7 protein-coding genes and 1 pseudogene are annotated in these 6,415 nt (G+C 60.7%); 4 read left to right on the top strand and 4 right to left on the bottom strand.

The window, feature by feature from the left end; genetic code table 11:
- The 3 genes and pseudogenes from ACFV2O_RS36680 to ACFV2O_RS36670 all read left to right on the top strand — a co-directional run.
- The coding region (locus tag ACFV2O_RS36680) for an integrase core domain-containing protein (protein ID WP_379256364.1) at positions 1-220 on the top strand (220 nt) is incomplete at its 5' end.
- Between the two features lie 40 nt (positions 221-260).
- Positions 261-386 (top strand): annotated as a pseudogene (locus tag ACFV2O_RS36675) (IS110 family transposase); the annotation flags it as partial.
- A gap of 6 nt (positions 387-392) precedes the next feature.
- A complete protein-coding gene (locus ACFV2O_RS36670) occupies positions 393-518 on the top strand; it encodes a hypothetical protein (protein ID WP_379256362.1) in 126 nt (41 codons plus the stop codon).
- Between the two features lie 1,174 nt (positions 519-1,692).
- Here ACFV2O_RS36670 and ACFV2O_RS36665 read toward each other — a convergent pair.
- From ACFV2O_RS36665 to ACFV2O_RS36655, 3 genes are all read right to left on the bottom strand, one after another.
- Complete coding sequence (locus tag ACFV2O_RS36665) at positions 1,693-1,959, bottom strand: hypothetical protein (protein WP_157171100.1); 267 nt, start codon at positions 1,957-1,959, stop codon at positions 1,693-1,695.
- A 497-nt stretch (positions 1,960-2,456) separates the two neighbouring features.
- Positions 2,457-4,136, bottom strand: a complete 1,680-nt coding sequence (locus ACFV2O_RS36660) for a hypothetical protein (RefSeq protein ID WP_379256360.1) — start codon at positions 4,134-4,136, stop codon at positions 2,457-2,459.
- 746 nt (positions 4,137-4,882) lie between these two features.
- On the bottom strand, positions 4,883-5,308 hold the full coding sequence (locus ACFV2O_RS36655; RefSeq protein ID WP_379256358.1) for a nuclear transport factor 2 family protein: 426 nt from the start codon (positions 5,306-5,308) through the stop codon (positions 4,883-4,885).
- A gap of 42 nt (positions 5,309-5,350) precedes the next feature.
- Here ACFV2O_RS36655 and ACFV2O_RS36650 point away from each other — a divergent pair, with 42 nt between their 5' ends.
- Positions 5,351-5,974: a type VII secretion system-associated protein gene (locus tag ACFV2O_RS36650; RefSeq protein ID WP_379256356.1), complete on the top strand. Its 624-nt coding sequence runs from the start codon at positions 5,351-5,353 to the stop codon at positions 5,972-5,974.
- Between the two features lie 233 nt (positions 5,975-6,207).
- On the opposite strand, the gene ACFV2O_RS36645 is transcribed toward ACFV2O_RS36650, so the two are convergent.
- On the bottom strand, positions 6,208-6,415 hold a 208-nt coding region (locus ACFV2O_RS36645; RefSeq protein ID WP_379256354.1), incomplete at its 5' end, for an IS3 family transposase.

Here is a 6,415-nt window from a genome sequence, read left to right as displayed (position 1 = left end):
CAACGCGCTCGCAGAGTCGATCATCGGCCTGTTCAAGACCGAGGTGATCAACCGGCACGGCCCGTTCAAGACTCTCACCCAGGTCGAGTTCGCGCTCATGGAATGGTGCGACTGGTACAACAACGCCCGCCTGCATTCCCGCTTGAACTACCTGACCCCGGCCGAGTACGAAGCCGCCTACTACGCTCAACAACCACCACGCCGACCGGCGCGGGTCTGAAACCGAAGCCGGTCTCCAACTCGTGACGGTTCAGATGAACCACAACGCCGCCCTCCGCCAGCTCGGGAACCGGCTCGTGGGCATCCTGCACGGCTGCCTGAAAACCAAAACCCCCTACAGCCAGGAAGCAGCCTGGTCACACCGCTACCAACACCTCGCTGCCTGACTTCCCTTGACATCCAAGCTCCTGGGATGTCTGACACTGGTCTTCGGCATCTCCCACAACACCGTCGCCCGCTACGCGGCCGTCGCCGAGCAACTGCTCAGCGACGAACTCGAACATCCACCGGCCGACTGAGCCCAGTCGGCGACCGCTACACTTCCCCCAACTCACCGCGGTTCCCAGTGCCGCACATGGAAAGCCGTGAGTTCCCGCTGAAAGTCCCTCAGTCAGCGTGCACCCGCGGGAGACGTGCGGTTAAGGATTGTGTCACCAGGTACACGAAGACTCTGGGTTGCGGGCAGAGCGGATCGAGCCGCTTTTGATGGTTCGCGGAGTCCGTGGTCTGTTCCCGAGCTTGGGGCAGTTACCATGGCCCGGGGCCGAACTCGATTCGTAGGTCCGCGACAAGCCGGCCCCAGTCTTGGCTGAGACTGCTCATCGTCTCTCTTGTTACTGTGCCACCCCAGCCTCTTCCTTGACTGAGTGGACTTCCTGGGTCTCGGTAGAACGAATACAGGACAGGCGATCCAAGGGGATCGACGCGGCCGGTCGCTACGGCCAGGTGCACCCAATCCTCGGGAGCGCCGCGAAGCATCGAGCCATGCAAAAACACCAGATCACCACGGCGCGGGCGCGGGCCACCGGTCACGAACTCCTGCCGACCGTTGGGAGTGAGGCGGTCGGGAAGTTCGTCGAGCCAGCGAGTGTATTCTTCGACACTGTCGCCGCGGCTGTAGAGCGCGCGGACTTGTGCGCGAGTGAGTGCACCGGACTCGGTGGCAGCGTACAACGGCATATCGATGCAACTTAGTTCCAGGTTTCCGGTCAGAGCAGGCATCGAGTCCTCCATATCCGACCTGGCCCATGAAGGAAACGGACTGTCCGAGCCCAGCGGCGCCCACCTGACTTCCGGTTTCCGTATGTGGTATTCCCACAATCGGTCCGTCATCGGGTCCGGGGCAAGCACTTCAGGCCGAGGGGCAAGCACTCCAGACCGCGGGGACGGCCACCTGAGTTCCGGCATTCCCTCACCTGCCTTCTCGACCTCGTGGCTGCCGCGCTGGTCGGCGTACACCTTCTCCTCGACATCCCGTCTGACAAGGCGGGCCGTGCCGGCGGTTTTGTCTGCGAGAAACTTTGCTTCCTTCCTGGTCAGGCGTTTCAGCTCGCTCAAGGCCTGGCCCAAAGCCCTGGTCACACCATTGCTCACTTTGAGCCTCACTATGGGGCAGGTGCGTGCTGTGTGGCCGCGACGAGGCGTGCGCAGCGAGGTCGTCCGCGCCTGGTATTTAGGTGCCGCGGCTGGTGTTTACCAGACAGCTTCGTCGTCCGGTGCTGATACAGTGTCGGGTCCGTCGTCCGGTATCGCGACTGTGTCGGGCGCGGTGTCCGTGGCACTGTCGTCGTAGAATTCTGGCGCCTGCCGATCACGTGCTGCCTTGACTGCCTCGTAGGATTGATCACTTGGGGAGAAATCGCGACGTCTCTCCAGTAGATGCTGTTCTTCGTCACTAACCGGTAAGTAATTCTCGCGGTGATCCGGATCGAGCCCACCCTTCTTCTCCTTGACTGTCATGCGAAAGCCGCCGCGGAAGCGTAGCGGCACCTACCCATCACGACCGCATCTCCACAGCCGAGACCAGCTGCCGAACCCAAGAAGGGACCCAACGGACATGACGTTCGAGGAATTCCGTAAGAATACTATAGTATTATGGGTGCATCATTTAGGTCGCTCTCGTTGAAGCTATCGGTTCGCCTGAGTGCTTTGATCGTGTCTCTGTAGGAATGCGCCATCGCTACAATTCCGCTCCGGGTGATGTCGATAATATGTTGAGTGCAATTACGTATATACGTCGAAACGTTGAGGTTCATTAGAATTCCCTGCTGGCATGGACAACGGTCGGGCTGAACTGCACGGCCCGGGTTCTGGCGGCCAAGCGAAGAATGATTAGCGAACGGGGCGGCGGGGTTGCTTTGCTGATGCGAATCTACTGATTTGCGCGGAAATGGGCATAACTAAAGCGTACTCGTGAAGTGAGTGGCCGTAGCTTCTCCAGGCATTTCTTGTTGCAGTTATGATTCTTCCGATGTGCGCGATCTCTCGAAGTTTGTGTTTGCAACCTCTGTTTTCTTCTTGACGTTTTCCTTGATGTCGCCCACACGGCGGTCTTGTGGTTGCGGATGCGTCGGAGGACTCCCCGTCGAGGATGCGAAAACCCTCGGGGCGGTGACTGCAGGACTTCTGGCCTTAATCCATGGTGAGGTTGATGCTGATCGATCGGTGCCTGCGGCGATCGTCGGCGCGGGTGCGGTGGGCTGCGCGGCCACTGGCCGCGAACGCGTCCATGGCGTCCTGGGCGTCGTAGAAGTACCTAAAATAGGGGCTTTGCCGCCTGTCGCAGCGGGTCTGTCGTGCCCTGCTGGTTGTGTGGCGGCTGGTGCGGCGTTGCTGTCCGGTGGGCGTAGATATGTGTCATTCGGTTGGCTACTGTCTGTAACTGAATCGGTCGCTAGAATCGGTTCGTCGGGATTTAATTGGACCGCTGGCTGGATGTCTACAACGGAACGCTCCGTGAAGGCGAGTTCCGGACGTGCTTCTTGCTGTACTTGGGCTTGCGAAGCAGCCGAATCAACGCTTCGGGGGTGGATGCTACGTTCTATTCCAGTGCTGCCGGTATCCACAGCCTGACTGGTGGGCGGGTGCACTGGGGGCGAGGCGGTGGTCGGTTGAGCCGTGGCGGACTCGGCGGGTGCGCTTGCTTCGCTTGGTCCGCCTGGGTTCAGTTTTCCGGCCACTACCTCATGCTTACGACCGTTTCCGTGGTCAGTTGTGATCCGTTCGGCGTCTGCGACTGATGCGACGATCGGCCGTGTTGCCTCAGGCTGTATGCGGGGAGCTGGCGTTCGATCGGGTTGGGAATTGATCGTCGGAAGTAGGTCGGGGACGGGTTTTTGCCTTGAGAATACTGTTTCAGCAGCGGCACTGGAATTGATTGTCGGAAGTAGGTCGTGACTGGTTCTTTGCGTCGAGACTGTTGTTTCTGTAAGGGCACCAGGCTGATCTGTTTCGGTGGTGAAATCCAACTGTGAGACGTTGTCGGCGAAAATTGTGGCATGCCTGAGAACCTCGTCGGCGTGGTTGGTTAGAATGTCGGCATAACGCAGCACTTCGTCCGGTTCGATGCTCAGCATTTTTGCGGCCGCACTGTCGGATGGCATGCCCGGCGTGCGAGCCATTGCGTCGTATACGACTCCGTTGATCATCCTGTCTATCGTGTCTTCGAACGGCTCGATCGCCTTGCTGACGATCTCGATGGCGATGTATTGAACCAGCGCCTCCTGCATTTCGGTGCACAGCCGACGCGCTGCGGCGGTGAGGAGCGGGGCGGCGGCTGGTCCGGCCGGCGAGGCGATTACGGCTGCGTAGCTCGCGGCCATCGCGGCTAGTTCGGCGATCACCGCAACCTTCATCGCCGTGATGACGCCTGCCGCGACATCCAAAGCTGTCGCCACAGTTCTGCAAGCATGGTCGAAGTCCGCAATATGTGTCGCGCTTACCTGCGCCCATGATGCGGCTAGCTGGTCGTAGGAGTATCCCGAGTAGACCGAGCCGATGTCCTTGACCGTTTGCGTCGCTGATTCGTGAGTTTGCTGAATGTTGGTCGAGAAGGTGCGAACGTGGTCCGCGAAGTCGCGGACATGATCCTCGTTAATGTCCGGATACGGCACACCACAGAGATCGAGGAAGAACACGACTTCACTCGGAAGCGTTATAGGCACGTGGGACCTTTGCTACCTTCCGTGGTTGGCTGAGGATCGTCGGCAGTCGCATGTGACCAGCGCTCCCGTCGAGGGCCCGGGTGCAGATGTACCAGTCAATGAAGGCGATTCGGCACGGCGGTGTACCTGCCACTGGCGTCGAATGCTGAGTAAGCGAGCGGCAGGCGAAGTAATTCGTCACCAGTTGGGCGCTACGCCGCGTCCGCGGCAGTGCACTTAGGACGTCATCGCACTTAGGACGTCATCGTGGTAGACGTCTACCAGCAGGGGGCGGAGCCCCTGCGGAGAAACCCACCGGTCCATATCCCGCGAATACACAGCCGCGCGCCGATTTCCCAGGAGCAAGGACGCAGACCGGGTTAAGAGTGCAGAGACCGATCAACGTTTCGTCGCGGGCCAACAACGTGTACGCGTGGGAATTTTTCCGATGGCGAATGGTACTGCGGCTGCGCCTTCGCCGAAGGTTGTGTCCAGCAACCCATGCAGGCCCATACGCCGAATTGTGAACCAGGTTAGGGCTGGGGTGTCGGAGGAGACCGGGTCTGCTTCTTCGCTCCGGGCCGTTCACCGAATCCAGTATGCGGTAGGGCACAGGCTGCGCCAAGACGCCCATGGGATCCCTCTCCGACGATCCGAGCTAGTTGTACCACTGAGCGCTATGGCCCGGGTGTTCCACAAGTTCGCCTCTGCAACACGTCCCACTCTGCAAACCCGTGGAGTCACCGATGCTCTATTGCGTGCTTGGTGCGGAGCGCGGCGTCGAGCGCGAGAGTGTCTTCCAAGACGAGGTCCTCGATCATGCGTCCCCACCGCAAGGTAAGCCATTGGATTGCCGTATTGCAGTACGATGTTCCATCAGCAAGGGTGGCAGTGACGCGCAACTGAGTCGCGACTTTGGTGTTCCAGGGCCAGCCGTCGGCCACGACATCTACCAGATCCAGCCGGACGCCGGGCAGGTGGCGCTCGAGAGCGCTGAACCACTTTCGGAATGATTCGCGCCCACGGATGTCTGCGCCGAGTGCGGTGTCGCCCACGAACCGGAACCTGATATCGGGGTGGGCCATGGCCACAGCAGCGTCGAAGTCTCCCGCGCTGACGCGACGCCAGGTTCTCCGGACCAGTGATCGCACAATAGCGTGATACATATGTAGACTCTAAACTGCTGACTTGCGTAAGGCAAGTGACCTTTGCGGCGTCGCGCGGCGTACACCGGTGGTGGTGGCGCGGGCGACGATGGAGAAGCGCCGGTTCTCGGTGCCAGGATTGATCAGCGGGCGGTGAGGGAAATCGAGGACCTGAACTCGACTGTCGTTCGTCAGGGTGACTGGTTGGTGTTGATCGAGCCGGGCCGGCAGGAAACCGTGCGTGAGGTAATGCCGCCGGCCGAGGTGATCCTCGGTGGCTGGATGATCGGCGAGGACGGCGTTCCGGGTCCGTTCGAACCCAATCCAAACTACGTCCCTGCTGACGAGGCGTTGCCGACCGATCCCATCGATGCCGTGCTGCGGCGAGTCGCCAACGGCGACAACATCGGCGGCGACGAGATCATCGCTGCGCTGCGCGGTGCCGTGGTAGAGATCGCATGCGACGATCAGGACGAACCACTGGTGGGACCGGCTCCGGATGGGGTGCCATGCGTCGCGGTTGCCACCGCCACGATATACAAACACCGGGTCGAGGCGGATCGCTGGCGGCCGGTGCTGGGCACCGTGCTGCCCGACATCGTGCCTGCCAGCACCGATATCCTGCTCAATCCGGGCAGTCCCACACAGTTCCGGTTACTGACCCGCAGTCTGCGACCGGCCGAATGATGCTCGCCGCTAGCCTCGCCCGAATGACCGGGCGGCTTCGCACAGCAGTCACCGAGGCGGGCGGCGCGCTGCAAAGAAGTGTGCGTGGAATCTCCAGCGATATCCGCACAATTGCCGACAATCTCGTCACAGCCGACGGAACAGGCGCCCGGGCGATAAGTCGAGTTGCCCCGGACACGCCACGCCTTGTCGGCCAGAGTGAGGTTCCCCCGCATTGTTGGAGGGCGGGGTTATCAGGTTCCAGCCGGAGCCGGTTGATGGTAGCTGGCTTCGAACTCGGCGGGTGATCGCCAGCCCAGCTTCTTCTGAATGCGCTGGCTGTTGTACCAGCCATCGATATAGGCGAACAGGGCGTTCTCGGCCTCGTCCCGGGTCCGCCAGGCCCGGCGATAAACCAACTCGGTCTTCAACGTGGAGAAGAAATTCTCCATCAACGCGTTA

Source organism: Nocardia sp. NPDC059691, from assembly GCF_042733915.1.
GTDB lineage: Bacteria > Actinomycetota > Actinomycetes > Mycobacteriales > Mycobacteriaceae > Nocardia > Nocardia sichangensis.
Note: the sequence above shows the minus strand (reverse complement) of the source record. Positions and strands in the feature narration are given on the sequence as shown.